Source organism: Actinomadura craniellae (genome assembly GCF_003289645.1).
GTDB lineage: Bacteria > Actinomycetota > Actinomycetes > Streptosporangiales > Streptosporangiaceae > Actinomadura_D > Actinomadura_D craniellae.
Genome location: NZ_QLYX01000025.1, coordinates 1 through 25,194 on the forward strand (window position 1 = coordinate 1; position 25,194 = coordinate 25,194).

Sequence of the window (25,194 nt, forward strand, 5' to 3'; positions counted from 1 at the left end):
ATACAGCCGCACGGCTCGTTCACGCAGCTCATCGGGGTACTTACGGGGTGGTGCCACGAAAACTTTCCTTCCAGGTCTGAACGATCAGACCAGGTCTGGAACTCTCCGGCAAAACGGGGGAAGCTCACCGAGTACGACTACCTGGACGAGGACTCGTTCGAAGACAGGGAGACGAACTTCTACGGGCTCACGTACCGCCCTGCGTACGCACGCTTGAACGTCGGGTGGCTGGAGGCTGGCAGACTCTACCCGACAGGTCCGGTCCCCGAAGCGTTCGTGGAGAAGCTCAAGGCCGTCCAGGCGGTCCAGTGGATGAACGTCTGCCGGGGACTGCACGCCTGTGACCTGTGCCCGCCGGAAGAGGCCCCGAAAGGCAACGGAGAGGTCCGGATCCCCGGAGCGCCCGAGATCGCGTACGCCGCCCCGTTCCTGGTCACCCACTACATCACCGCGCACGGCTACCGGCCGCCCCAGGTCTTCATCAACGCCGTCCTCGCCGTCGACCTCGCCGCGTGGACCGCCGCCCGCTGGCCTCAAGTCCCCTTCCCCTGGGTCCCCGAGGACGCAGAGCGTATGGAGGAGTAGCCACAGCCTGCCCGCTCCGCGCGGATCGCGACTGTCATAACGGTGCCTAGAGCGCCCTCCATGACGAGTTGCTCTCCACCCGGCCGGAAACCTGAGCCGGTCGACTCCGTGAGCCTTCGCATGTCTGCGCGCACGACCATCACGCCCAAGGCGGCCGCCAAGTCCGACCCACCGTAGACAGACGTTGATCGAGCAGCCCGCCTTGGGATGTCAATCGGCCGACGGGTCTTGGTCCACCACTTCGAACCCCAGGCCGGTGAGCAACTTTTGCACGGTCTGGCGGCCGCCGGAGAACTCACTGGCCTTCAGCGGGTTGCCCGCCACATAGCGGTAGGCCACTCCGGTGATGGCCTTGGAGTCGTAGTGGGAACCGTCGTGGATCAGCACGTACCGCCGCGCCCGCTCGAAACCATATCGCTCCAGGAATTCGTCCCGGCCGAGCCGATCGCACTCGGCGATCGCCTGGAGTATGGCTTCCCGGGTGATGGGCGACAGATCCATTATCAGGGGGCTCCTGGACGTCTGCTCGAGCCGGTCTTCCGCTGAGGACGGACCGGTTCCGGGACTCTGGACGACTTGTCGGCGGGGGTCGCAGACCACGGTACCGGGAAGCCGGCCAGCGCAAGATCTACTGGCGATAGAGCCTGATCAAGTGAGGACAGCCACGGTGTCGAGTTGCCCGGCCCGCCGCCGACACGGTGAAGGTGCGCGCAGGTCGTGCGGGCGGCGTCGGCTTGGGCGTGCCGGTGCCGGTCTTGGTGGAGCCGGCCGATCGTGTCCACGAGGGCGATGAGGTCGGCGACCAGGATCGTGACCATCTGGGTGCTCTGGTCGCCGAAGACGCCGGTCATGGCCAGCAGCCGGGCAGCCGTGCGCAGACCTGTACCCGCCGAAGTGGGTCTGGGAATGCGGCCGTAGGGGGCTCGGGCCGCGCGGTCGTAGGTATCGGCCGCAGCCCGCAAGTGGGGGTTGCCGGTGGCCTGGGCCACGATATGCAAGGTGTCGGAGGCCGCCCAGATCGCGTCCTGGGCGGTATGCGGGTCCACGGCCATGCAGCGACGGATCTGCGCAGTGGCGTACTCGGCGGCCCGGGCGGCGTCTTCGTAGAACGCTCGGCGTTCTTCTGCCGTCAGGTCCGAGCGGATCTCGGGTTCCAGGTGTCCAGGGGACTTGGAACTCCAGCGGTGTGCGAGACGCTGCCAGGACAGCTCGTCGGACAGGCGACCGCCGCCGTACCAGCAGGGCTGTCCGTCAGGGTCCGTGTGGTCGGGCAGGGTGACGGAGTAGCCGGTGATCTGGCCGGGGGGGAACTCGCTGAACCGCTGCTTGCTCAGGACGCCGTTCCGAGCGAGGTGGTCGAAGAACTCCTCAGGCGTTCAGGCCTGGTCGGCGGCCTGGCGGACGATCGTCCGCAGTACGGCTCGGGTGGAGCTGGCGGACAGGTGGCGGCCGGATACCGGATGGTAGCCCTCGGCCGGCGACCTGCCGACCGGTCCCTCGGCCGGACGTGCGGCCAGCTCGGACGTAGAGCGCGACCGGAGCACGGTTGGTGAGGCCCAACGGTGGCGGAGCTTGGGCAGGGTCAGATCCGCAGCGAGCTTGCCCCCGCCGTACCAGACGGGCCGGCCGTCCGCAGTTCGGTCTGCGGGGAGAGCCACCGCGTACCCGGTCATCTCGCCCGAGTCCTGGCGGCTGAACCTCATTCGGACCAACACGCCCTGCTCCTGCAGGCGAGCGAAGAACTCCGCCTCGTCCCGTGCTCCGGCCACGGCGGTGGCCACGTGGCGGCGCAGCGCGGTACGAGGCGGTTCGGACCAGCCACGGCGGCGGGCCTTCTCCGTCTCCCCACGTTTAGGCCGCTTGGCCGCGGTCCGGTCGGCCGGAGCGGTCCGCCGCAGTCCGAACCGCTCCTCGATCACCCGGCAGGCTTCCCGGACCTGGTAGCCGTCGTTCCACACCTCCGGACGGTCGCCGTCGGTACGGGCCAGCGTGGCGACGATGTGGATGTGGTCAGGTGCGTGGCGGACCGCGATCCACCGGACCGCGTCATCGTTCTCGGGGCGGGCCAGCCCGGTCCGAGTCATCACTTCCCACGCGGCCTGCGCCCACTGGGCATCGGTCAGCACCGGGTCCTCCGGCGCCGCGCGCAGGGACAGATGCCAGACCGGCTTGCGGTAGTTGCGCTCCCCCAACCGCGCCAGCGGCTGGGTCAGCAGCCCCTCCAACCGCCGGAAATCCCGGCCGCCGTCTGATAACAACGCCGGCTCCAGTTCCTCTGGACCCCGAAAGCCGGCGACGATATGCGGGTCACGGTGCTCACCACACCGGCCCGAACCGTACAAGTAGCGGATCAGTCCCTGCACCCGCGCACCGCGCAGGATTTTCCCGATCACGGGCCCCCTCTGCGCCGTTGTCCGAACGGCAGGTGGTGGAGATGCATTTCCTGTGACACCGCGGCATCGGGCGACGGGTGAATCCTCACCGCCCGGATCGCCCCCACCTCTGCAACAGTTCATGGTTTCGCCCTGCCGGAAAAGCGGTCACGGTAGACGCAGTCGCACCTCGTCCGCGATCTCGTCCAGCTTCCGCACGCTCCGGTACGTCGCATCGGCGTACCACCGCAGCGCCGACGACAGCTCACCGGCGTGCAGCGCCACGACCGCCTGATTCAGGTTCACTCCGGCCCGTCTCACCTGCCCGGACGCCTGCATCAACGCACCCAGCAGCTCCCGTAACGGGGCGCTTTCGGATCTGCAGTCCCCCTGCGCGGCGGCCAACGCCGCCTGTGCGGCGTACGCCCCGTTCGCCAGCCCCTCCCGTTCGGCCGCCACGGTCAGCACCGTGTACTCCTCCGCCGACAACACGAACCGCACTGATCGGCTCCGCGGCGGATCCTGATGCGCCCGCCGACCCCGTCTCCTCGTCGTGTTCTCTTCGGCTTCCATGACCGAACCTCCTTCCCCGGGACCGTGTCCGGCCCCGCTGTTCGTCTCCGCCGCTTCGAAGTGGCGGAGACGAACAGTTTCAAGCATGGACCGCGCCCGGTCCAGCTTTAATTGCACGTTTTACATTTCTTGCCCGGCGCCAGCCGTACTTACTCTCCCACCTCGACGAGAGGTTCATATCACTACGTCACCGACTGCTCTCATTAGTGCTTAGGGCTGTTTTTCAAAGGTGCACAGTGCCGTTAAATCCGGTAATGGATGTCGGCGAGCGTCCGACAGCGAATTCTCGCCGACAGATGGTGTCCAAAGTGCGTATCGAAGTGGCTGTTCGGGTCAACGCCCGTCACCGCGCCCGTACGGCAGGAACCAGCGAGTGGATGCCGAGCCGGAATACCTTGGAGTCGCACGTCCGGCTCATCCGGCGGCCCGGCCTCGACAGTGGGGCGAAGGGTGCATCTCCGGAATCGTGATCGATCATCGCCCATCACCTCCGGGTGGCTGGCCCTTACCAGACCGCCACGAATGGGACCCGCTGCTGCAGAGCACGTTGAGCGGTCGCCACGCCGACGGACACGAGGTTCTCCACACCGTCGACGGAATTCACCCTCCACTTCACCGGCAGGGGCGGTCTCACTGCCTACGGCGAGAGCCTGGTAAGGCTCTCAGCGGTCCTGTGATCTTCATGGTCGTCGGTCGAGATCGACGAACCGCTCGGCCTTAGACGAGTGGGCGATCCATGAGCCCGGCAGGTGTCGTCCGGTGACGTCAAGTCGGGGAGTTCGCCCGAGTCAAGATCTCCTCTGCCCATGAGGAAGGTCCGGCTTTGGCCTCTCGCCACGGTCCCACGGAACGGATGATGCCTTCCGCAGGCTCGACGTCTGCGATCTTCGCCGTGCGGATCCCGTACCGTGCCGAGAACAGTTGCACCGCCAGGATCCGTCGGTAGGCACCGCCCAGCCGCCCGGTGAGGGCGGATCCTCCCAGGAGTACGGCCTCCGGCTTCAACGTCACGGCTTTGGCGATCAGTTGTTCCGTCTGCTCGGCGAACGGCACACCGGAGTCGTTGACGAAGGCGAGGACCCCGCCGTCCTCGTAGACGTCGATGCCCTCGGGATGCACCACCGAAGCGGTGTCGCCGGCCACCACGACCAGTCGTTCGGGAACCTCGGTTGAGTCCACTGCCTTGTCCCGGACGTCCGCGCAGACGCGATCCATGACCTCCAGCAGTCGTTCGCGCGGCCTCATGGTGGTAAGGCTACGCGCTGATCATCGGCCTGCGCCAAGGCTCTCACGCGTTCCGACGAAGCATCGCGTGCGCACCGCAGAGCTCGTCGACCGAGAACACCTTGTCCCGCATGCGCGGCTTAGCCTGATATGTCGCACCTCGATGGAATAGTCGGCACTGTGACCGAGTGGGGCGTGCTGAAAGTCGGACAGGTGTACCGGTACGCGCGCGGCAAGAACTCCGAAAGCCCCGTGCTGGACGGCCACCCGAACTTCCATCACGTCACCCGGACTCCCGGCCTTCCCACCGTCCAGTTGGAGAGCGGCATCGACGGCCCTGCGGCAATCAAGGCTCCTGAGGGACGTCGCAGACCCGCCGTTCTGATCCGATCGAGTCCGTGGAAGGCCGGCAGCGAACAGACACCGTGGCATGACGTCTTCGACATGGACGACGGTCACCTTCGATACTTCGGCGATCACAAGTTCACCACGGACAAACCCCTCGGCCGGACTCCCGGGAACAAAGCCCTGCTCGAAGAGTTCGCTCATCACCTGGGCGGTTCTCCAGCAGACCGGGCCCGGGCCGCCCCGCTGCTCCTCTTCCGGTCCGTCACCCGAGGCGGGAAGCCGAAGGGACATGTCGAGTTCTGCGGCCTGGGCGTGCTCGAACGCGCAGAGCGGGTGCTCCAACGCGATCGAGAAGCCCGAACATTCGTCAACTACGTCTTCGACATCACCATCCTCGATCTGAACGACGAAGAGGATCGGCTCCCCTGGCAATGGATCGCGGCACGCCGTGACGGCTCGACGGCGCTGGACGCCACTCAAGAACTGGCGCCGGCTGTCTGGCACCGGTGGATCCAGGAAGGGCAACAGGCGCTTCCACGACTCCGGCGACGGGTGGCCGCCAGGTCGGTGCACAAGTTGCGCGATCAACGGCCGACTCCGCGCAGCGCCGAAGAACGCGATCTCCAGGAGATCTACGACGCCTTCCACGACCGCAAGCACGACTTCGAACATCTCGCCGCGGCGGTCGCGGCGAGAGTGATCCGAGGTCGCGGCGCCGAGTACCGGGAGGGCTGGCTGACCCGGCAGTCCGGAGACGGCGGAGCCGACTTCATCGGCCGCCTCGACATCGGCACGGGCATCGCCGTCACCAAACTCATCGTGCTCGGCCAGGCGAAATGCATCGCACCGGCCTCCACCGTGTCCGCCGACCAGGTCGCCCGCGTCGTCGCACGGCTTCAACGAGGCTGGATCGGCGTGTACGTCACGACGGGCTCCTTCTCCGAAGCCGCACAGCTGGAGATCGTCGAAGACCGATACCCGATCATCCTGGTCAACGGATCGACGCTCGCCCAGCAGGTACGCCACATGGCGAACGAATCGCACGGCGGCGACCTGAAAGCCTGCATCACGAAACTGGTGGACGACTCACCGGCCGAAGTGCTCCAGCGCCGCCCTGAAGAGATCCTGCTCCTCTGAACCCGGCGCATGGTCAGGCCCTGCGAGCCCGTACCTCCTTGGCGATCTGCTCTGCGGCGACGAGAGGGTCCTCGTGCTCCCAGACGCGGATGACGAGCCACCCTTCCTCGGCCAACAGGCGATCGATCTCCTCGTCCCGTTCACGATTGCGGCGGACCTTCTCGGCCCAGTACTCGGCGTTGGTCGCGGACTTGGTGTGGTGAGTCGGACAGCCGTGCCAGAAGCAGCCATCGAGGAAGACCGCGACCTTCGCTCGGGTGAAGAGCATGTCCGCAGTTCGCCGTAGTGACGGCAACGGCCGAGCCGACACTCGGTAGCGGAGGCCGAGCGCGTGAGTCGCCCGCCGAAGCTTCAGCTCGGGCTTGGTGTCACGGCCCTTGTTGGACCGCATGCTCTTCCGCACGCCCGGGCTGGATGCCCGGCTCGGTCGTTCGACAGTCACGATGAACACATTAATGATGTTCGCCGCATCTTGCACGGGCAACCATACTGATTGGTTCAAGAATTTCGGAGATGCTCTTCGATGTGATTGGCCAGAGCCGCTGCGAACTCGACGGGCACTGCATTTCCGATCTGACGAGCGATCTCCAGTTTGGATCCGCACCACTTGAAGTCGTCCGAGAACCCCTGCAAGCGAGCCGCTTCGAGATGCGATAGCGCCCGATCCTCATCGGGGTGCAGGTAACGGCCCTTCTCGGGTTTGAAGAATTCGGTCCGGATCGTCACCGACGGCTTGTCCCAGACGAGCCTGCCCATGACGTCTCCTGCGCCGCTCGTGTGCTTTCTCCAGCACGGAGCCTTGAGCTCGTCCGGGAGGTTGAATCGATTCCCGCCGGTGGGAATTGCACTGAAGCGTTGCTGGGACAGCGGAGTGTAGCTCCGGGTGATGTGCAGCTCGCGCGCCGTATAGACACCGGGCACGGTTTCACCGAAGACGGAGCACTCCCTGCCTTTCGGCAGATCGACGTGACCTTGAGGTATTCTCGGTTCGAGATCGCCCAGTGCGTGCTTGACGGTTCTCCAGGCCGCGGCCGAGACTCTCGTCGATGGAACCGGGATCTTCTCGATGTCCCTGTGAGTTCCGATGACGATTGCCCGCTTGCGCAACTGAGCGGATCCGAAGTCGGTGGCTCTCAGGACGTCCACGTCGATTTCGTAATCGGAGAGCCTGCCTCCCTTTCCGAACTGCGCTCGGAACTCGCCGAACTGACGGGTCTTGAGAAATCGATCGACGTTCTCCAGCAGGAACGCCTTCGGACGAACCTTCACGAGCGTGTCGACGTACCGCGCCCACAACTCGTTGCGCAGGTCGTCCTCCCGCTTCGCCCCTAGATTGGAGAATCCTTGGCAGGGCGGCCCGCCGACCACCACGTCGGCTTCCGGCAGATCTCCCTGAACCCAATCCGCGATGTCTCCGTGGTAGACATGATCTTCACCGAAGTTCGCGGCATAGGTGGCCGCAGCGAAGAGGTCCTGCTCGACGGCGACCGTCGGCTCGTACAAGCCAGTGGAACGGAAACCCTCTGAGAGTCCACCGCATCCGGCGAAAAGATCGATCACGCGAAGTGGAGACACGGGCGGCGGATCAAGGCGATCGGACACCGACTGCCAGCACCGCCCTCCACATGTCATCTTCGAACTTGCGTTCGCATGTTACAGACCCGCACGAGCAAAGATCCACATCGACGGCCGAACGAGCCCAGATCCTACTCGCGGTGATCGGGCGGCGCAGCCCGACCGCGGAGACCGGCAGCCGAACGTCTCCGCTCAGATGGAGCTTCGAGCCCGGACATCGCTTCATGACGAAGTAGACGCTTCGAAAGCCTTTAAACGGCTCTGACGCTACGGTCGGCCCCGTACAGGCCAGCCCGTTTTCCTTCCACCTGTTCGCAACACCTGTGAACCCCAGAATCGGCTATCGCCAAATCCTGAACGCAACTAGATCCTCACCGGTATGAACTGATTTGACGGACACTTGTCGTAACGTGGCAACTCTCCGGCCGATCAGAAGTCATAGCGAGACGAGCGTCCGGTGGTTCACGCCCGATCCGACAATCCAGCGGGTCCATGACACGTGATCCGGCCGGAGCCTCCTCCTGCCGGATCGACGATGGGGACGACGTGGGCGACGACATCGACCAGAAGTACGAGGTTTTCAAGGATCTGCTCGACTCGGGAACGCCCGAGGAAGCGGTCAAGAAGCTGGAGATCCTCGGTCTCGACGATGACGTCGTCCAGAAGATCATCGAGCGTCACGAACAGCGCATCATCCAGATCAGGGAGCTCGAGGAGCCCCATTCCGTAGTCCTCGGCAACCGGGACACCTGGTACACGGGCCCGCGTCCCAAGGACAAGTGCTGGCCCGCCGTCGCCGAGCTGCTCGAGAAGGCCGGCTGGCCGCGCGACCCCGCCATCGACAGCTTGGACACCGCGTCGACCAGGATCGTGTCCCTGCTGAACCACCCCAAGGAGAAGGCGTTCTCCACGCGTGGACTCGTCGTCGGTTACGTGCAATCCGGGAAGACGACGAACTTCACCGCGGTCATGGCCAAGGCCGCCGACCGCGACTACAAGTTGTTCATCGTTCTCGCGGGCATCCACAACGGTCTTCGACGCCAGACCCAGGCGAGGCTGGTCAAGCAGCTCGTCGAGCCCAATCCGACCAGATGGTCGCAGTTGACCGACCTGGACAAGGATTTCGTACCGACGGCCAACGCCGCCTCGTTTTTCGGCAAGAGCAATAAGACTCACGTCCTCTGTGTCGTCAAGAAGAACGCGACCGTGCTGCGCAAGTTCGCCAAGTGGCTCGCCTCGGCGTCGGCCTACCTCAAGGACAGCCCTGCGCTGATCATCGACGACGAGGCGGACCAGGCGACCGTCGCCACGAAGTCGATCAATCCTCTGATCAGGGAGATCATCGATCAGCTCCCGAGGTGCGCCTATGTGGGATATACGGCCTCGCCGTTCGCGAACCTGCTCATCGATCCCAGCGCCGACGATCTCTACCCCGAACACTTCATCGTCAATCTGCCCAAGCCGCATGGACACTTCGGCACGGAGGTGCTGTTCGGTCGCTATGCCCTCGACGGAGAGGAGCCCGAGGAGGTCGACGACGGCTACGACATGATCCGTGAGGTGCCGAAGGATGACATCGAGTGCGTTCGTCCGCTCAAGCGGTCCGACACCGAGGGGTTCGTCCCAGAGATCACCGAGACGCTGATAGACGCGATCCGTTACTTCTGGCTCAGCACCGCGGCCCGGAAGGTGCGGGGCACCGGCAACCCGCACAGCACCATGTTGATCCACACCAGTGTCAACACGGCCGTCCACAACAGCTTCCGCACTCCGCTGGAGCACATTCGCTCCTGGATGCAGGATCGTCTCGACGATCCGCACCTGTTGCAGGAGCTGCGATCCCTGTGGGACTCGGAGACCGACCGCGTACCCGCCGAGGACTTCGGCGAGACGAAGGTCGCATTCGACGAATTGCTACCCCGATTGCCGGGAGTGATCGACGACTGCCGGATCATCATGGACAACTCCAGCAGTGAGGATCGGCTCGATTACGAGAACGGCCCGGTGATCGCGATCGCGGTCGGGGGCAACACCCTTTCCAGGGGTCTGACTCTCGAAGGCCTGTCCGTCAGCTATTTCGTCCGCGCCGTGTCGGCCTACGACACCCTGCTGCAGATGGGTCGCTGGTTCGGTTACCGGAACGGGTACGCCGATCTGCCACGCATCTGGATGACGACCGAATTGAAGGAGTGGTTCCGCCACCTGGCCACGGTCGAGACCGAGATGCGACGGGACATCGACGTCTACATGACCGAGGACAAGACACCGATGACCTTCGCGGTCAGGCTGCGCACCCATCCGGCCCTGCGTGTGACGGCCGCCGCCAAGATGAAGGCCGCGGTGAGGGCCGCCTCCGCGTACGGTGGGCAGCGGGTTCAGACGCGGTACTTCCATACCAACGCCGAGTGGCTTCGCGCGAACCAGGACGCCGCACGCACCCTCATCACCAAGGCCGCGCAGAGCGCGACGAAGCGCGAGAGCCGGCCGGAGGCGGGTCGCCACCTTTTCCGAGGCGTACCCCACGACCATGTCATCGACTTCCTGGAAGGCTACGGCTTCCACGCCAAGTCCCAGGAATGCGACGCGGGCCTCCTGATCCGCTACATCGAGAAGCGAGTGCAGAGCGCCGGCGCACTGAAGAGATGGAACGTCGCGATCGTCGGCAACCCGGTGGGCTCGAAATCAGGAGACTTCGCCTTCGCTCCCGATGTGACAGTAGGAAGGATCATCCGAGCCCGACTCGTGCCGACCGAGCCCGACTTCGCGGACATCAAGACCCTCATGAGTCGCAAGGACGCCGCCGTCGACCTGGCGGGTGACACCGGCGGACTACAGGAACAACAGATCAAGGCCGAGCGGCGTAGGCAGCTTCCCGACACTGGGCTGTTGGTGCTCTACCCGATCGACAAGACCTCCGAGCCCGACCCCCCGAAGCCGAGCCGTCAGGCGATGAGTGCGGAGGACCACGTCATCGGCGTGGGCCTGGTGTTCCCTCAACCTGCAGGCGACGACAGCACGGTCGAGTGGGACTACGTCTCCGCCGACCTCTCCGGTGTGGAGATCGAGGAGGAGGATCTGACTCCGATCGAATCCGAGGATCTCGGTTGACCGAGCGACCGTGGCGAGACGTCCTCGACGTTCACTGGAACCGGTTGGAGACGGAACGTCCGTCGAACGCACGAAGACTGCGCGTGTCCGACCTGCCGGTCGATTCGGCGAAGGGCAACCTCGCCGCCGCGATCGATCTCGACGGCTTCCGCCATCTCCTCGTGCCCGTGGACTCCCGTCAAAAGGTCCGGCCGGGTCTGAACGGCCCTGTGCTGCTCCTGAGGCGGCGTTCTCTCGAGGGAATCGACACCTTCCAGACCTACGCGGACCTGGCATGCCTCCGCGCGGACCTCAACGACCTCTTCACCGGCCTGTGCGCGGACGTGCTCAAGCGCGCCGAGGCATCCACCGACAACCCCGTCAAGGCGTTGTACACGGAACTCGATCGGTGGAAGTCGCTCTTCCAGGCCAAGAGCGGCCCACTGGGAGCCGAGCAGCAGTCTGGTCTGTTCGCGGAATTGACCGTGCTGGTCCGCCTCCTCGAACGAGACTCCGGTGCGCACCGTCTCTGGACCGGCCCCGAAGGACATCGACACGACTTCGCCGCCGGGCGATGCGCGATCGAGGTGAAGTCGTCCCTGAGCTCCGAGGGACGCCGGATGCGGATCCACGGACTCGATCAACTCGCCCCGCCGGCGAACGGGACCCTCCAACTGGCGTGGTTCCGGCTGGAACGCACCTCGGGCGACGGTACGGGCCTCGTGGAACTCGCCGAACGAGTCGCTCGGCTCTGTGAGGACGAGAGCGCACTGCGCACGCGCCTTTCGCAGGCCGGCTACAGCTCTGCGGACACCGAGGCCTACCGCAACGTCCGCTTCGTCGTCTCGGAGGAGCGGTGGTACGAGGTGAACGCGGACTTTCCGAAGCTCGTCGGTAACGATCTGAGAGCGGCCGGCATCCCGATCGCCGTGTCCGACGTCCACTACACGATCGACATCACCAACGAACCGCCGATCCCCCTGGACGTCCAACACATGAACGACGCTCTGTCCCGCTTGATCGAGGAGCCTGCATGAGCGAGCCCTCCTGGTGGTCACAGCCTTATCCCCCGGACGGCGCCAGTGCCGCCGAGGGGATCCGCAACCAACTCGGCCGCCCCGAGCTGGACCTGCTGACCATCCTGGTCCGCGAATCCGCGCAGAACAGTTGGGACGCACGCCTTCGTGAGGGCGGTGGGCCGGTCGAGTACGGCATCGACCTGCGGACCGTCGGCCCCGCACACGTCCAGGCCTGGCGCAGCCTGCTGCAACGCAACGCCCCCCTCGACGAGCATCTTCCCCTTCGCAGGTCGTTGCGACGTCCCAACATCCGGATCATGACCGTTTCGGATCGAGGCACCAGAGGGCTCGGTGGACCAACACGAGCGGACAAGGCCGTCACGAGTGATCGCGATTTCGTGTCCTTCGTGCGCAACATCGGCGAGCCGCGCGACATGAAGCTCGGAGGCGGCACGTACGGCTTCGGTAAAGGGATCTTCTATCTGGTCTCCGACCCGGGCACGATCCTCGTCCACACGCGCTGCCGCACCGCCCACGGGCTGGAGACCCGGCTGATCGGTTGCGCCCTCTGGAAGAAGTACGTCGCGAAGAACCCGGAAGGCGAGAGAGGGTTCACAGGCCGACACTGGTGGGGTGTCACGACGGGTGAGGTCGTCGAACCCCTGATCGGAGCCGAGGCGGATGCGATGGCCCGTCGACTCGGCCTGGCACCTTTCAAGGCCGACGAGACCGGCACCTCCGTCGTCATGATCGATCCAGTGCTGGAAGACCGTGAGCCGATCGACGCGGCAACGTACCTCGCAGAGACGATCATGTGGCATCTCTGGCCCAAGATGCTGGGCGACCCCACCGAATCGCCCGCGATGACGTTCTCCGTGACGTGCGACGGCAGGAACGTCCCCGTCCCGGATCCTCGAGAGACCAGGCCGCTGAACCTGTTCGTCGACGCGTACCAGGCCTTGAAGGGACAAGAGGGCAAGGATCTTAGATGCGGCAATCCGAAGCAGTTCCTAGGCCGCCTGGGGCTGAAGAAAACGGTCGCCCCCGTGTTCGAGCCGACGGACGCGGGACGCATGGTGGGTATCGAAACGACGGCCCACCACGTATGCCTCATGCGCCCGGCCGAGCTCGTGGTGACTTACCACCAAGGCCCGAAGCCTCCGGCCGAACTTCTCTCGTATGCCGGCGTCTTCCGAGCCGATGAAGCGATGGACGGCGTCTATGCCAAGGCCGAGCCGCCTACCCACGACGCCTGGAATCCGCACTCGTTGCAGTATCCCGAGAGCACGTTCGTGCGCACGACCTTCACACGCATCAACGAGGCACTGACCGACCTCCTGGACTTGGGCGGTGGAGCCCGGGCCGGATCGGCCCGGGTCCCCCTCGGCGCCGCGAGCAACAGGTTCTCCCCTCTCATGGGGGGTGCATGGGGCATCGGTGGCGCCACCGACTACCGCACGGCCGGAACCAGCGGCTCCACCGGCACCTCCCCCTCTTCATCGGACGAAAGGAGTCGTTCCAAGCCGACCAACGTCGGTGCTCCTGCTCCTTCGGCCGGCGGCAAGAGCGCTGGAGCCGGGACCGGGTCCGGTGCGACGAAGCAGCGTCGCCTGCGTGTGGACTACGTCGGCGACGCCTATCTGGACGAGCGTGCCGGTCACGCCGTGATCGTGCAGCCTTTCCGGCTGCCCGTCCCCGGCCTCCAACGCGTGAGCGCCGAGCTCGCCGTCGCGCTCAAAGGCGCCAGCGAGACGGAACCGCCGGTCGGTGCGGAGATGCCCGGACTGGTCGGTTGGGAAGATGCTTCGGGCGGCCTTTCCGCCACCGCCTCGTACGTCATCGAGGGCGGTGACGGTGCAATCTGGCACGCGATCATTCGCCCGGCGCCCGACACGGTGACGGACGTCACCGTGGCGACTCAGGCGGTGCAGGCGCCATGAGCAGGCTGATTCTCCCGTACAAGCTTCCGAGCGACACGTCGGTACAGGCCTCCGATTGGACACTGCTCCTCAAGGAGGGCCCGATCCCACTGCCCGAAGCGTTGCCTGATTGGGACTATCAGACGGACTTGGCCCTCCGCCGACGTGTCCGGGTGGACGTGGATCGAGTCCGCACCGAAACGGGCCTGCCTACTTCGGCCGTCCTCAATCTCACGGTCGTCTGGACGGCCACCGGATCCAACCTGCGGGCCTCCGCCGAACGGATCACCATCCGTGAGCCCAGGGTCTCGGACGTCGAGGTCTCGGTGGACCTTCGAGGTACGGACCTCGGTGGGCTGCTCACTTTGGAGACCGTCCTCGTTCTGGGTGAACCCTGCAAGAACGGCAGGCCGACGGCGCCTCGACGCGCCGGCTCGGTCCTTTGGAGCGATCGGCATGGTCTGCGCCTTCAAGGCGACGCTCCACAATTCCCCATGGCCGTCATCGACTTCGCCAAGACCTCATTTCCCGACGGCGCCGGCTGGCACCTGCAGATCGGCGACAACCTCGACGCCGCCGCAATGGGTGCGCTGTTGCTCCTGGTGAACGAACGGAACAAGCCGGCGGCCACGGCGTTTCAGAACGCCTCGGCTCCTCGGCAGGTCGACCGGCTGGTCCTCTCCGCCGTATACGGCGACGTGGCCAGGGTCATGATCGAGCACGCCCTGCGCAAGGACGACTTCGTCGATGGACACCCCTTTCCGGAAGAGACTCTGGGAGCAACGCTGATGGCCTTGTTCCACAGACTTTTTCCGGGATCTTCGATCAACGACGTCCGGCTTCGCCTCGAACACTCCCCGGCCCTGTTCACATCAGACCTCCAGGCCGCAGTCAAGATCTTCGAGGACTTCTGATGGGCTTCTTGTACCCGAGACTTCTGAGCGGCCAGGCCAAGCCGCTGCATGAGGCTTATCAGACGATGGCACCCGCAGAGCTGACCGATCGCGTGGGCGGGACCCACGACTCCGCCGTATTCGCAGCGACAGGCGGCGACAGGACCTCTGAGAAGGACCTGCGACGGCTGAGGGAGAAGGTCGTCGCGCTGGCCCAGGGATCGAACTTTCCGGAAGAGTCCACTCGGGAGCTGCGCAGCACCTTCGACCTGAAACTCGCCAAGTTGCTGCATACGGAGATGGGGATCGTTCCCGCCGAGGCGGCATCGGGCGACGTCTGGGCCTTCCTGGCTCTCGTCCTGCTTCCGGACGTCGCCTACTGGCGCTACCCCAGCCCTCCAGGCGACCGCGTCCTCGGCACCGACCTCACTCGACACGTGTTCGGACGTCTGTGGTGGCGCGCTCATCTGGTCCACTCACCCGGCGATCCGGACCCGTACTCCGCGCTCTCCATCCTGGGTGAAGCCGCCTTCGATCAGATCTACGCTCGCCGCAAGGCACTGGGGGGCAGTCCGTACCTGGTCAAAGCGATTCTCCGGGTATGGGACTCTCTGAACCTGCACGAATTCAAAGAACGTCAGGTTCTGATCGACTTTCTCATGCGGCTTCTACGACTCGGGCCGTTCGTCGCCTTTGAGGCTCTGAATACAGATGCATTGGACGCCGAGCTCCGTTCCGTAGTCGAAGAATCCGTACGCGCAATACTGAAGGCCACCTCGGCGAGTCCCCAGGAGATCGACGCTCGGGTAAAGATCGTTCTTTCTGGTTCTGCACTCGGCCACGCTCCGAGCGTCTCTCCCCGGAAGGGTCCGACTGTCATCCGCACGAGTCTCCCTGCGGCCACCACGGACGAGGCCTCTCGTCGCCAGGACGAAAGAACCGGTCTCCGGGTCAGTCCTGCTCCCTATTCGGCGTACGAGGGTCCGAGCTTCGGAGATCCCCGGGTTCTCGGTCTCAAGGAGCGGGCCGAGGCCGTGGAGACCGTGGTTCGCGCCGAGGGGCCCGTGACCGCGTTGCGGGTCTTCCGGATCATCACCGGGCTTGCGGGCACCAGACTTCGGGAGAGCGCCGCCAGGCACCTCGTTGAGGCGACCAAGTACGCGGTCCGCAGGAACATGCTGGCTGTGGAGAATCAGGTCGGGCGCCGCGGATACCTGGGGGCGACCCTGCACATGCCGGACGGCCCCTCCTGTGTACTGCGCACCCGAGGCCCTCGCGCACTCGACGAGATCCCCGATCGCGAGCTCGTGGCCGCGGCGAACCTTGCACAGGCGGCCTCCACCACCCTCGACCTCGAAGAGCTCGCGAAGCGGACCTCCCAGATCTTCGGCTACGAACGGTCTACGGCGCCGTTCAAGGAGTGCCTGTTCGACGCCCTACAGAAGCACGGCAGGTGACATATCCCCCATTTCGAACAAAATATCGATATTTCCAAGCTTTGCACCGTCGGCCGGTTCACTCCTCTTAAAATGTCGGCGCCTCTGGATAGCCTGCATCTGCATCATTGAACGGCCCCGAGGAGGATGCAGGCATGGCGATCACCGCCGAGGTGCTCGATCAACTACTGAGCGGCTTGAGCGACGAGGCCCGCGACATCGTCACCTCCGATGCGCGACGCCTTTTGGTGATCGCGGGAGCGGGTGCAGGTAAGACCGAGGCCATGGCTCGAAGGATCGCATGGTGGCACGGCCGGGACGGAATTCCCAAAGAGCAGATCGTCGCCTTCACCTTCACCGAGCAGGCCGCGGAAGAGATGAAGTTCCGGATCCGGAAGTACATCCAGGTGGTGGAAGAACCCGGCGTGGATCCGAGCCTGGGCGGCATGTACGTCGGCACGATCCACGGTTTCTGCCTGAACACGCTGCGGAAGACCTGGCCTGACGAATACCACAACGACGATGTGATCGACGATGTCGCTCGATACTCGCTCGTCCAGGAGGGCTACAACTTTCTGCTCGGGCTCAAGGCCTTGGAGAACGCGCTCAAGGAGACATCGGGAAGGTCGTACCAGTCCCGTGGGCAGACGATCAACCATTTCCTCAACGCCTACGATCTGCTGAACGAGTACGACCAACTCGACGTCGAACTCAGCGACGAGCCTCGGCCGCAGATCGGAGCCGAGCAGGAGTGGTGTCGGCAGGCTCGTCTTAGGACTCATGTCGGCGACGGTCCGGTGGCTCAGGCGTTCGCCACCGCCGCGGCCCGCTACTACGCCTACTTGCGTTGCAGGCACTTCCTGGACTTCAGCACCGCTCAGTCGGAGCTCACTCGCAGGCTCCGGTCCGACGAGTCGGCTCGCTCTCGGCTGCGCAGTTCGATCACCCACCTGGTCGTCGACGAAGTTCAGGACATCAACCCGGTTCAAGATGAGATCCGGAGAATGCTCGTCGATGAGACCGACGGATGGCTGACGGCCGTCGGTGACCATAGACAAGCGATCTACGGTTGGCGCGGCGGTCGTATCGACATCATGGCCGGCCTGTCCGCAGAACTCCGTCGTGCCGAAGACGGCGATGTCCTCGAGCTGACCGCCAATTACCGGTCCACTCCGAGGATCATCGACGTCTCCAACCGGTGGAACACCACCATCAACGTGCCGGGAGAAATGCCCAGCCCTGACATGACTCACGGCCGAGCTCAGCGCATAGACGCCGATCCATGTCATGTCGGGATCCTGGACTTCGGTGGTGAAGAACGTGCGGATGAAGCGCTGTGGATCGCCGAAACGGTCAAGGGGCTCGTCCCCAACGGGGAGTCCGGCGCTGCGCACGACACACCGGACGGCGAACGAGGAATCACCTACGCGGACATCGCCGTACTGGTCCGCACGACCACGGATGCACGCACTTACATGCAGGCTCTACGGAATGCAGGCGTCCCGGCGGTGGTGAAGGCGGGTCCAGATCTCTTCGCTCAGGCGGAGGTCCTCCTGTTCGCAGCGGCCTTGTCCCTGTCCGGTGGACGCGACACCTTCTACGGCGCGGACTGGAACCCACGGTCGCTGCCCAACCGCCTCGACACCGTGCTCGGCATCACGGACGCAGGTGTGCAGGGAACTGCTCAACGCGCCGTTCGCGCCGCATTCGCTGCGCTCTCTTCGGAAGGACTGCGCGTCGAGCCGGGCGCAGCCGACCGCGTGATCGCAGCCGCCGAGGCCATGAACGCTCGTCTCAACGGCAATGCCGTGGACCCATCGGTGGTCCGCACCGTCCGCACATCCGAACTCCGCCGATGGCTTTCAGGCCGTGACGAGGTGCGACGAGTCTTCCCGCAGACGATGCTGCAGTGGTTGATGGCGGAAGGCGGCGTGTCTGCCTGGGACTCGCCGGACAACCGAGCCGTCACCGCCATGTACCACTTGGGTCAGCTCAGCTCGCTCATTACGGGCATCGAAACACCCGGCTGGACGCGAGCGAAGTCCTATACTCACCAGATCACCAGCCTGCTCCTATGGGCCACGGAATCAGCGCGTCCGCAGGAGGCACCCCTCCTCGCCACACCGGACGCCGTGACCGTCACGACGATCCACAGCGTCAAGGGCCTCCAATATGCCGCGGTCTTCGTGGCGGACGTGTGCAGTTACCGGTTCCCCAGCAGCAACGCCAAGAAGAAGCCTTCGCTGCCCTTCGAGGGGGAGCTGGCCGAAGTGATCGCTGCGGAGAACCTGGCGGACAATGCCAACAACGACGACGAGAGGCGGCTGATGTACGTCGCCCTGACGCGCGCGGAGCGCTTCCTTTTCGTCTCCGCCTCGAAGCCGTCGAAGTTCTTCAAGGAGCTCACTTCGATCATCGCGGGCGCCGGTGGCACCGTCCAAAGCTCTGATGAATCCACAGCCCTTCCGGGCCTCCGTCTGCTGCCGAGTGAGCGGAGCAGAGAAGATCGACTGATCACCTCCTTCTCTGATCTGCGGTACTACCTGGAGTGTCCACACGACTTCTACCTTCGCAAGGTGCTCGGCTTCACGCCCACCGTCGACCAGGCGTTCGGCTACGGACGAGGCATCCACAACCTCATGCGCGCCGTCCATTCGAACCCTGCCTTCTGGGCCGGTCTCGCCACGGATCCTCCTGCACTCAAGCAGGCGGTCCAGGCGTTGATAGATCGGGGGCTCTTCTACCTGCGCCACACGACCGGCGAACCCGCCGCGAACATGCATCGGCGCGGTGTGGAGATCGTGACCGACTACGTCCGCACCTACGCCAAAGAGCTGGAGACGCTCTCCTTCGAGCCGGAACGGGAGTTCGAAGTGCTCGTGCCCGGCGAGAACGTCCTCATCGCCGGCGCCATCGACGTGGTCCGCCTCGACTCACCGCCCAGAGTCACGATCATCGACTTCAAATCAGGCGAGCGCGAGACCGACAAGCACGATGCGCTCGACGAGGATGAGATGCGCCTCCAGGTCTCGCTTTACGCCGTCGCCGCCCGCCAGGAGCTGGAGTACGAGCCCGAACGCGGTCTCGTCCGCTACCTGGGCGAGAGAGATCGCTCCCGCAAAGAGCTCGCAGTCCCCCTGGACGAGGAGACGATCTCCGACAGCATCGCCGCTGTGTCGTCGCTCGCAGGCGGCATCCAACGCCGCCAGTTTCGCATCGGTCCCCGCAAACCCGATAAGAACGGCGACCACCGCTGTACAACTTGCGATTGGTCTCGAATCTGTGGACTCAAGAACAGCACACCGCTCGGCGAATAAAGATGATGCGCAGGCGATAATTTCCACCTGCCTTCACCACAGCATGGCACACGACGGCCACAAGATCGCCTGCCGGAATGCCCTACAGTTCAAGAAATTGATAGGAGATATCTCGGCATCGTCTGATTAACTAAACCGATCGCAAGTTCGGTCGATTGTTTGCGTTTTGGGCCAGCAGTTGATCAGCAAGGGCCGCTTGGAGCTCGGCGATCTTGGTTTGCGCTTCTTCAAGTTGTTGTTCGAGATGAGGGGTGGAGTCCTGGACGGTGTGGGGGCTACGGATCTTGTCGAGGGCTTCAAGAGCCGTCTCGTCGGCGGTGGGGAGGGTGTGGAGGTAGCGCTCGGTGGTGGAGAGCTTGCGGTGGCCGAGGCGTTCCTTGACGACCTGGAGGTCGGCGCCGCCGGCCAGTAGCCAGGAGGCGTGGGCGTGACGGAGGTCGTGGATGCGGGGCTTGAAGTCCAGGCCAGCGGCTTCGCGGGCCGGGTACCAGCAGTGCTTGCGGAACCAGTTGGCGGAGAGGTGCGGGTCGGTATCGACGAGACGGGGCTTACGGGGGTTGTCCCTGCCCTTGGCACGGCGCTTGGCTCGGTAGTCGGCGTAGGCGCGGCGGCAGCGATCACACTTGCACTTGCCGAGGTTGTAGGCGGTGATGGTGCCGTGGGTGTAGGTGCGACCGTTGGGGGCGGTGAAGGTGAGGGAGGCCGGGTCGGCCAGTTCGAGCCGCGGCTTGGGCGGGTCCTCCCAGCGGCGGCTGAAGAAGAGGTCGTCGGGGCCGAGGTCCTCCGCCTCCGCGTAGGCCTTGAGCTTGGTGACGATCTGGGCACTGAGTTTGATGCGGCGCGAACGCTTGCCCTTGGGGTAGTCCTTGACCAGGAAGCGCTTGCCCTCAGGGTGGTGTTCGGGGACCAGTTCGACGACCGCGCGACTGACGGTGAGAATGCGGGTGGCGAAGTCGAGGTCCTTGACCCGCAGTTCGGTGAGTTCGCCCCAGCGCAGGCCGCTCTCGATGTCGGTCTCCACGAGGAGTTTCGCGACCGGGTCGGGCAGGGCGTTGTAGATGAGGCTGAACTGCTCGGCGGTGATGACCGCTCGGGGCTTTTCGGGAATGGGGTCGGTCTTCACCCCCCTGCTCGGGTGATTGACGATGACGTCGTCGTTCAGGGCGGTGGTGAAGACGGAATTGAGGATCGCCGTCTTGCAGTACTTGATGCGGTGGGCCGAGACGCCCTTCCTCTTGAGCTTGGTGATCCAGTCGCGGACGTGCTCCGAGGTGATCTCGCTCATCTTGAGGTTCGCGAAGTACGGCATGACGTGCGCGTTGATCGCGTACGTGTAGTCCTGGCGGGTGGTGGCCTCCATCCGATGGTTGGGCAGCCAGGTCTTCTCGACGTAGGCGTGGAAGGTCTGCCTGCCTCGGCGAGCGTCCCCCGGTTTGCCCGATATGACCCGCCCCTCCGCTTCACGTAATGCTCGTCGCGCTTCCTTTTTTGTGTCGTATATGCCAGCCGACTGCTGGCGCCCCTGGGCGTCCTTGTAGAGCGCCTGGTAGCGGGTCGCCGTCTTGTTCTTGTAGGTGCGGACGAAGCCCATGCCGATCACCTCAGCAGCTTGATCATCTATCACCCATCTATCACCGGACTCGGTGTAATCGGGTGATAGAAACTGTGACCGCCCGTCAGAGCGGCACCCCTTCCGACCTGCACCTTAGCTGAAAATATCCGAATTCCCAAACCCTCGAATTGGACGCAAATAAAAACTTCCAAACTGGCTACGCGGGTTCGATTCCCGTCGCCCGCTCCACCCCGAAGCCCAGGTCAACCCGCATGCGGGGACCTGGGCTTTCGATCTTCACCGGACCTACTTGCTCCTGCGCGCCCGATGATGGGCCCTTTCTCTCTCAACTCGCCGGACACCGATGTATCACCCAAACCATCTCCCCGGCCTTTGAGCTCCGCGAGGAAAGCATCAGCTTCGCCCGGGGTGAGGTGGAGGAGTGGCCCTTCTGGGTTCTTGGAGTCGCGGATGGCGATGGTGTCGCCCAGGTCGGCGAGTTCGATGCATTCGTTGCCGCCGCCGCTGTGGGTGCTCTTGCGCCAGGTGGGCTGGGCGGGGTCTGGCTGGTTGATCACCTGAGCTCCTTCACCGCCTCGGTGATCATGGTGTGGGAGTTGCGGACGGGGATCGCCGAGGCTCGTATGTGATCGAATGCCAGGGTATACCGGGTGGTATCGACTGGTTCTTCGATATAGAGGTCACCGTAGAGGCCTTCGGTGTAGGCGACGGGCGGGTCGGTGGGCTCGGGGAAGCTCAGCAGGACGAACATGCCTTCCAAGCCGGCATGGGCCCCGGCGTCGAAGCTGAGGATCTGCACGGTGATGTTGGGGCGCCGGCCGAGTTCGGCCAGATGTTCGAGTTGGGCGCGCATGACGTCTTGGCCGCCGATGCGGCGGCGGATGACCGCTTCGTCGATCACGGCCCAGATGGTGGGCGGGTCGGGTTGCTCCAGCAGAGTTTGGCGGGCGGTGCGGGCTTCGATACGGCGGTCGACTTCTTCGTCCGGGGCGTCGGGGCGGACGGCATGGATGACCGCGCGGGCGTAGTCGGGGGTCTGGAGCAGGCCAGGGACGAGTTGCGGGGCGAAGAAGCGAAGCTCGCGGGCGTCGGCCTCCAGTCCGATGTAGGAGCCGGTGAAGACGTCGTTGTAGGAGGACCACCAGCCGCGCTTACGAGCATCGCGGCCCAATTGGACCAGTTCGGGCCGGTCCTGTTCGGGCACCTCGTACAGGTCGAGCAGGAGGCGCAGGTCTCCGGCGCCGATGCTGGACTGGGCCTTCTCGATACGGATGACCTTGGACTTGGAAAAGCCCACCTGCTGCGCGACCTCTTCCTGCGACAGGCCACTCTCCTGCCGCAGAGCGCGCAATCTAGCGGCCAGTCTGCGGCGCAGGACGGTCGGACTGTTCACCGGGTCTCCCTTTCCGCGAAGTCGATCTCACCCAGTGTCGCGAACCCCTGACACGGATCGCAGGTGATGTCTAGATTGGGCAGTCTAATCTGCGACGTCGCAGATTAGGTCGACGCCAGTCGTTCGGTGCGGCACCCGCACGCCCCGAGCCCCTCACGAAGGGTGGTCCTACGATGACGGACCCACGACGAAGCCCGCACACCCACCGACGCCGCTTCCCCGGCACCTTCGAACAGGTGAGCGCCGCACGCCGGTTCATCGCCGCACACCTGAACGGCTGCCCACGGCTCGATGACGTCCTGCTCATGATCGGAGAGATCGCAGCCAACGCCGTCGAGCACACCGACACCGGCAACAACGGGTCCTTCGAGGTCACCCTGCTCCACGACGCCACCGGATGGCTGCGCATCGAAGTCCGCGACGACGGCTCACCCGTACGCCCGCAGATCTGCCCACTCGGCCACGTAGAAGATCGCGAAAGCGGCTACGGACTCCAGATCGTCGACACCCTCTCCGACAACTGGGGCCACAAAGACGAACTCCGCGGACACTTCGTCTTCTTCGAAGTCGCATGGGACTCCGAGACCTGAACACAGAGCCCCGCGCTCGACTACCCGGGCCGAACCCGTCTACCTGAAGCGGTCGGGACAGACCAGAGCCTCCATCTAACCCGCCCCGCTTCAATCTGGCGTGCGCATCGAGTAGTGGTTACCAGGTGCCAAGGGGCATGGCGTTCCAGGAGAGCCGTATGGCCGGCCGGGTTTGTAGCCACAACGGCTCATGCCGATCCTCGGTGAACCGTAGGGCCAGGCCCTCGCAGTCCTCGTGCTTTTCAACGGACACGCTTTCAAGCCTTCGAAGCCGCCCGATCGACACGACCTCGTCGCCGGCTTCGGCGATGGTCACGTATGCCTCGCCGGATGTGGGATCGAGAGAGAAGAGCACTTCCCGATTACCACGCTGAAGCCTGAAGGAGTGAAGTCCCACGGGCCAGTCCATGTCTTCGTACTCCGTGGCCGGGTCGTCCTCGAAGAGCCAGATCAAGTCCGCCAGTTCAGGGATCTCCATAGCCGGACGGTACGGCAAGCTCGCTCCCCCGCCTGGACTCCCCCGACAACCCGCAGCAAGATTGCTACGATGAACGTAGGGTCTCAACCTACGCTCATCGTTACAGTAGACCCCAGGGCTCTCTCGGGGGTGGGGACTTGCCGAACACGCCGAAGACGGCAGTGGGGTTGCCACCGAAGCTCGCCCGTCGACGTAACGCGGTGCTTCGCCCCCGAGACGCCGCCGATGTCTACGCGCACCCTCGTCCGGAGCTGGCACGGCTCGCACGTCGAGGTGCGTTGCGGCAGGTCGCGCACGGTTATTACGTCGTGGTGCCGCAGCGACGACTGGCCGACCCGCGTTGGCGGCCCGAACTGCACGCCACGGCGCTGGGCATCGCAGTCACCGACTACGGGATCGACGACGCGGCACTGATGGGAACCAGCGCCGCCCGGCATCACGGAGCGCTGCCGCGGGCGGTCGCGGTCGCGGTCGTCGCGATACCGCGACAGCGGGCCGCCTTGCGTCTGGACATCGGCCAAGTCACATTCGTCAAACGGAAAGTGGGGCGGCTCGATGTGGAGAGGTACGAGCACGACCTCGTCACCGGCTGGGTCACCACCGTGGAACAGACTCTTCTCGATGTGGCCGACCGGCCGGCACTCGGCGGGCTGACCGAGGACTCGGCCCGCGAGGTCGTCCGGGCCCTGGCGCTACGGGCCGACTGGGGCCGCGTCGCCGAACTCGCCCGCGAACAACGCAGACCACGTGCCCACCGCACCGCCCTCGAACTCAGCGAACAGGACCCGGATGCTCGACCCCGATGAGCTCGCCGATGTCGCCGACGCGTTCGGCGTGGACGACGCCCAGGTGCAACGCGACCATCTCATCAGTCACCTCATTCACGCACTGTCCATCCTTGAGGTCGACGGACTGCTGTTCTTCGGCGGAACGGCCCTCGCCCGCACCCACGTGCCCAACGGCCGGCTGTCCGAGGACATCGATCTCAGCGTCCCAGACCGCGCGACCGCCGCGAAGATCCTCCACAACGCGCTGCCGCGTGCGCTCCGCCGCGAATTCCCCACTCTCGGCTGGCAGGTGCCGCTGACCGCGATACGGGATACCGACCCGGCCCTCCTCGGAACCGACAACGGCATCCAGGTACGCATTCAACTCCTCTCGGCAGAGCACATGTTCAGATGGCCCGCCGAGACACGATCAATCGAGGTCCGCTACGCCGACGTTCCCGCCGCAGCCCTCCGCGTGCCGGCACTGCCCGCCTTCGTCGCCATGAAGACCACCGCCTGGGCCGATCGCCACGCCGAACGCGACCTCTACGACCTCAATGCCCTCGCCCGCCTCGGCGCCATCGACCGGCAAGCAGCCGACCTCGTCAAAGCCGCCACCGGCGTCCGCGTCGCGCCCCACATGTTCGACCGGCTTCCCGACGAACGGCAATGGAAAGATCAGCTCGCCCACCAGACCCGCGATCTCCCCAGCCCCGGAGACTGCCTGAACACAGTACGAACGGCATACGCCCGCATCATGCATTGGGAGTGACCAGAGGGTTTCCCAGCGCGGGCATGGTCCCGCTTCCGGCCTTATCTGTCGGCGTCCAGGCCGGCCGCCAGGTGACCGGGTTCGGCCGGGCTCGTGGTAAGTAAACCGCCGCGAAGGGTGACATGCCGTCTTTACG

General features: G+C 64.8%; 22 protein-coding genes and 1 pseudogene. 12 read left to right on the forward strand and 11 right to left on the reverse strand.

Features of this window, described 5'->3' with window-relative positions:
- The coding region (locus DPM19_RS36645; protein WP_233511091.1) for a DUF7919 family protein at positions 1-585 on the forward strand (585 nt) is incomplete at its 5' end.
- Positions 586-795: 210 nt separating this feature from the next.
- Here DPM19_RS36645 and DPM19_RS33600 read toward each other — a convergent pair.
- From DPM19_RS33600 to DPM19_RS33620, 5 genes are all read right to left on the reverse strand, one after another.
- Positions 796-1,086 (reverse strand): hypothetical protein, encoded by a 291-nt coding sequence (locus tag DPM19_RS33600; RefSeq protein WP_111872142.1) that lies wholly within the window; start codon positions 1,084-1,086, stop codon positions 796-798.
- 2 nt (positions 1,087-1,088) lie between these two features.
- Positions 1,089-1,637 carry a hypothetical protein gene (locus tag DPM19_RS33605; protein ID WP_111872143.1) on the reverse strand — a complete coding sequence of 183 codons (549 nt, stop codon included), beginning with the start codon at positions 1,635-1,637 and terminating at the stop codon, positions 1,089-1,091.
- Between the two features lie 324 nt (positions 1,638-1,961).
- Positions 1,962-2,843 carry a relaxase/mobilization nuclease domain-containing protein gene (locus DPM19_RS33610; RefSeq protein ID WP_146779093.1) on the reverse strand — a complete coding sequence of 294 codons (882 nt, stop codon included), beginning with the start codon at positions 2,841-2,843 and terminating at the stop codon, positions 1,962-1,964.
- 282 nt (positions 2,844-3,125) lie between these two features.
- Positions 3,126-3,458, reverse strand: a complete 333-nt coding sequence (locus tag DPM19_RS33615; protein ID WP_111872145.1) for a hypothetical protein — start codon at positions 3,456-3,458, stop codon at positions 3,126-3,128.
- 837 nt (positions 3,459-4,295) lie between these two features.
- Positions 4,296-4,775 (reverse strand): hypothetical protein, encoded by a 480-nt coding sequence (locus tag DPM19_RS33620; RefSeq protein WP_111872146.1) that lies wholly within the window; start codon positions 4,773-4,775, stop codon positions 4,296-4,298.
- 159 nt (positions 4,776-4,934) lie between these two features.
- Here DPM19_RS33620 and DPM19_RS33625 point away from each other — a divergent pair, with 159 nt between their 5' ends.
- The gene (locus DPM19_RS33625) at positions 4,935-6,239 is read left to right on the forward strand and encodes a restriction endonuclease (RefSeq protein WP_199485427.1); all 1,305 of its coding nucleotides are present in this window, start codon (positions 4,935-4,937) and stop codon (positions 6,237-6,239) included.
- Positions 6,240-6,252: 13 nt separating this feature from the next.
- Here the strand turns inward: DPM19_RS33625 and DPM19_RS33630 are convergent, their stop codons facing one another.
- Both DPM19_RS33630 and DPM19_RS33635 read right to left on the reverse strand, forming a co-directional pair.
- Positions 6,253-6,681, reverse strand: a complete 429-nt coding sequence (locus DPM19_RS33630; RefSeq protein WP_407642582.1) for a very short patch repair endonuclease — start codon at positions 6,679-6,681, stop codon at positions 6,253-6,255.
- A 56-nt stretch (positions 6,682-6,737) separates the two neighbouring features.
- Positions 6,738-7,799, reverse strand: coding sequence for a DNA cytosine methyltransferase (locus tag DPM19_RS33635; RefSeq protein WP_199485428.1), 1,062 nt, complete (start codon positions 7,797-7,799; stop codon positions 6,738-6,740).
- Positions 7,800-8,360: 561 nt separating this feature from the next.
- On the opposite strand from DPM19_RS33635, the gene DPM19_RS33640 reads away from it, so the two are divergent.
- The 6 genes from DPM19_RS33640 (at position 8,361) to DPM19_RS33670 (ending at position 19,485) form a co-directional block, all read left to right on the forward strand.
- On the forward strand, positions 8,361-10,922 hold the full coding sequence (locus DPM19_RS33640) for a Z1 domain-containing protein (protein WP_111872150.1): 2,562 nt from the start codon (positions 8,361-8,363) through the stop codon (positions 10,920-10,922).
- Positions 10,919-11,938 carry a PD-(D/E)XK motif protein gene (locus DPM19_RS33645; protein WP_158566972.1) on the forward strand — a complete coding sequence of 340 codons (1,020 nt, stop codon included), beginning with the start codon at positions 10,919-10,921 and terminating at the stop codon, positions 11,936-11,938. Before DPM19_RS33640 ends, DPM19_RS33645 begins: the two co-directional genes overlap by 4 nt.
- The gene (locus DPM19_RS33655; RefSeq protein ID WP_146779094.1) at positions 11,935-13,860 is read left to right on the forward strand and encodes a hypothetical protein; all 1,926 of its coding nucleotides are present in this window, start codon (positions 11,935-11,937) and stop codon (positions 13,858-13,860) included. Before DPM19_RS33645 ends, DPM19_RS33655 begins: the two co-directional genes overlap by 4 nt.
- Positions 13,857-14,753 (forward strand): hypothetical protein, encoded by an 897-nt coding sequence (locus tag DPM19_RS36650; protein ID WP_233511094.1) that lies wholly within the window; start codon positions 13,857-13,859, stop codon positions 14,751-14,753. The genes DPM19_RS33655 and DPM19_RS36650 overlap by 4 nt, the downstream gene beginning before the upstream one ends.
- Positions 14,753-16,189 (forward strand): DUF6339 family protein, encoded by a 1,437-nt coding sequence (locus DPM19_RS33665; RefSeq protein WP_111872153.1) that lies wholly within the window; start codon positions 14,753-14,755, stop codon positions 16,187-16,189. Before DPM19_RS36650 ends, DPM19_RS33665 begins: the two co-directional genes overlap by 1 nt.
- A gap of 134 nt (positions 16,190-16,323) precedes the next feature.
- A complete protein-coding gene (locus DPM19_RS33670) occupies positions 16,324-19,485 on the forward strand; it encodes an ATP-dependent DNA helicase (RefSeq protein ID WP_111872154.1) in 3,162 nt (1,053 codons plus the stop codon).
- 130 nt (positions 19,486-19,615) lie between these two features.
- On the opposite strand, the gene DPM19_RS33675 is transcribed toward DPM19_RS33670, so the two are convergent.
- The 3 genes from DPM19_RS33675 to DPM19_RS33685 all read right to left on the reverse strand — a co-directional run bounded on the left by DPM19_RS33675 (position 19,616) and on the right by DPM19_RS33685 (position 22,451).
- Positions 19,616-21,076 carry a tyrosine-type recombinase/integrase gene (locus DPM19_RS33675; RefSeq protein ID WP_111872219.1) on the reverse strand — a complete coding sequence of 487 codons (1,461 nt, stop codon included), beginning with the start codon at positions 21,074-21,076 and terminating at the stop codon, positions 19,616-19,618.
- A 224-nt stretch (positions 21,077-21,300) separates the two neighbouring features.
- Positions 21,301-21,615 (reverse strand): DUF397 domain-containing protein, encoded by a 315-nt coding sequence (locus tag DPM19_RS36990; protein WP_325050317.1) that lies wholly within the window; start codon positions 21,613-21,615, stop codon positions 21,301-21,303.
- Entirely contained in the window at positions 21,612-22,451 is an 840-nt protein-coding gene (locus DPM19_RS33685; RefSeq protein WP_111872155.1) for a helix-turn-helix domain-containing protein, read from the reverse strand. The genes DPM19_RS36990 and DPM19_RS33685 overlap by 4 nt, the downstream gene beginning before the upstream one ends.
- A 173-nt stretch (positions 22,452-22,624) precedes the next feature.
- Between DPM19_RS33685 and DPM19_RS33690 the strand changes: the two genes are divergently transcribed.
- Positions 22,625-23,041, forward strand: a complete 417-nt coding sequence (locus DPM19_RS33690) for an ATP-binding protein (protein WP_111872156.1) — start codon at positions 22,625-22,627, stop codon at positions 23,039-23,041.
- Positions 23,042-23,159: 118 nt separating this feature from the next.
- Here DPM19_RS33690 and DPM19_RS33695 read toward each other — a convergent pair whose 3' ends face one another.
- The gene (locus DPM19_RS33695; RefSeq protein ID WP_111872157.1) at positions 23,160-23,519 is read right to left on the reverse strand and encodes a hypothetical protein; all 360 of its coding nucleotides are present in this window, start codon (positions 23,517-23,519) and stop codon (positions 23,160-23,162) included.
- 161 nt (positions 23,520-23,680) lie between these two features.
- Between DPM19_RS33695 and DPM19_RS37095 the strand changes: the two are divergent.
- The 3 genes and pseudogenes from DPM19_RS37095 to DPM19_RS33705 form a co-directional block, all read left to right on the forward strand.
- Positions 23,681-23,821 (forward strand): annotated as a pseudogene (locus DPM19_RS37095) (type IV toxin-antitoxin system AbiEi family antitoxin domain-containing protein); the annotation flags it as partial.
- A gap of 9 nt (positions 23,822-23,830) precedes the next feature.
- On the forward strand, positions 23,831-24,325 hold the full coding sequence (locus DPM19_RS33700; protein WP_199485430.1) for a type IV toxin-antitoxin system AbiEi family antitoxin: 495 nt from the start codon (positions 23,831-23,833) through the stop codon (positions 24,323-24,325).
- A complete protein-coding gene (locus DPM19_RS33705; RefSeq protein WP_111872158.1) occupies positions 24,309-25,058 on the forward strand; it encodes a nucleotidyl transferase AbiEii/AbiGii toxin family protein in 750 nt (249 codons plus the stop codon). Before DPM19_RS33700 ends, DPM19_RS33705 begins: the two co-directional genes overlap by 17 nt.
- Positions 25,059-25,194 lie beyond the last annotated feature (136 nt).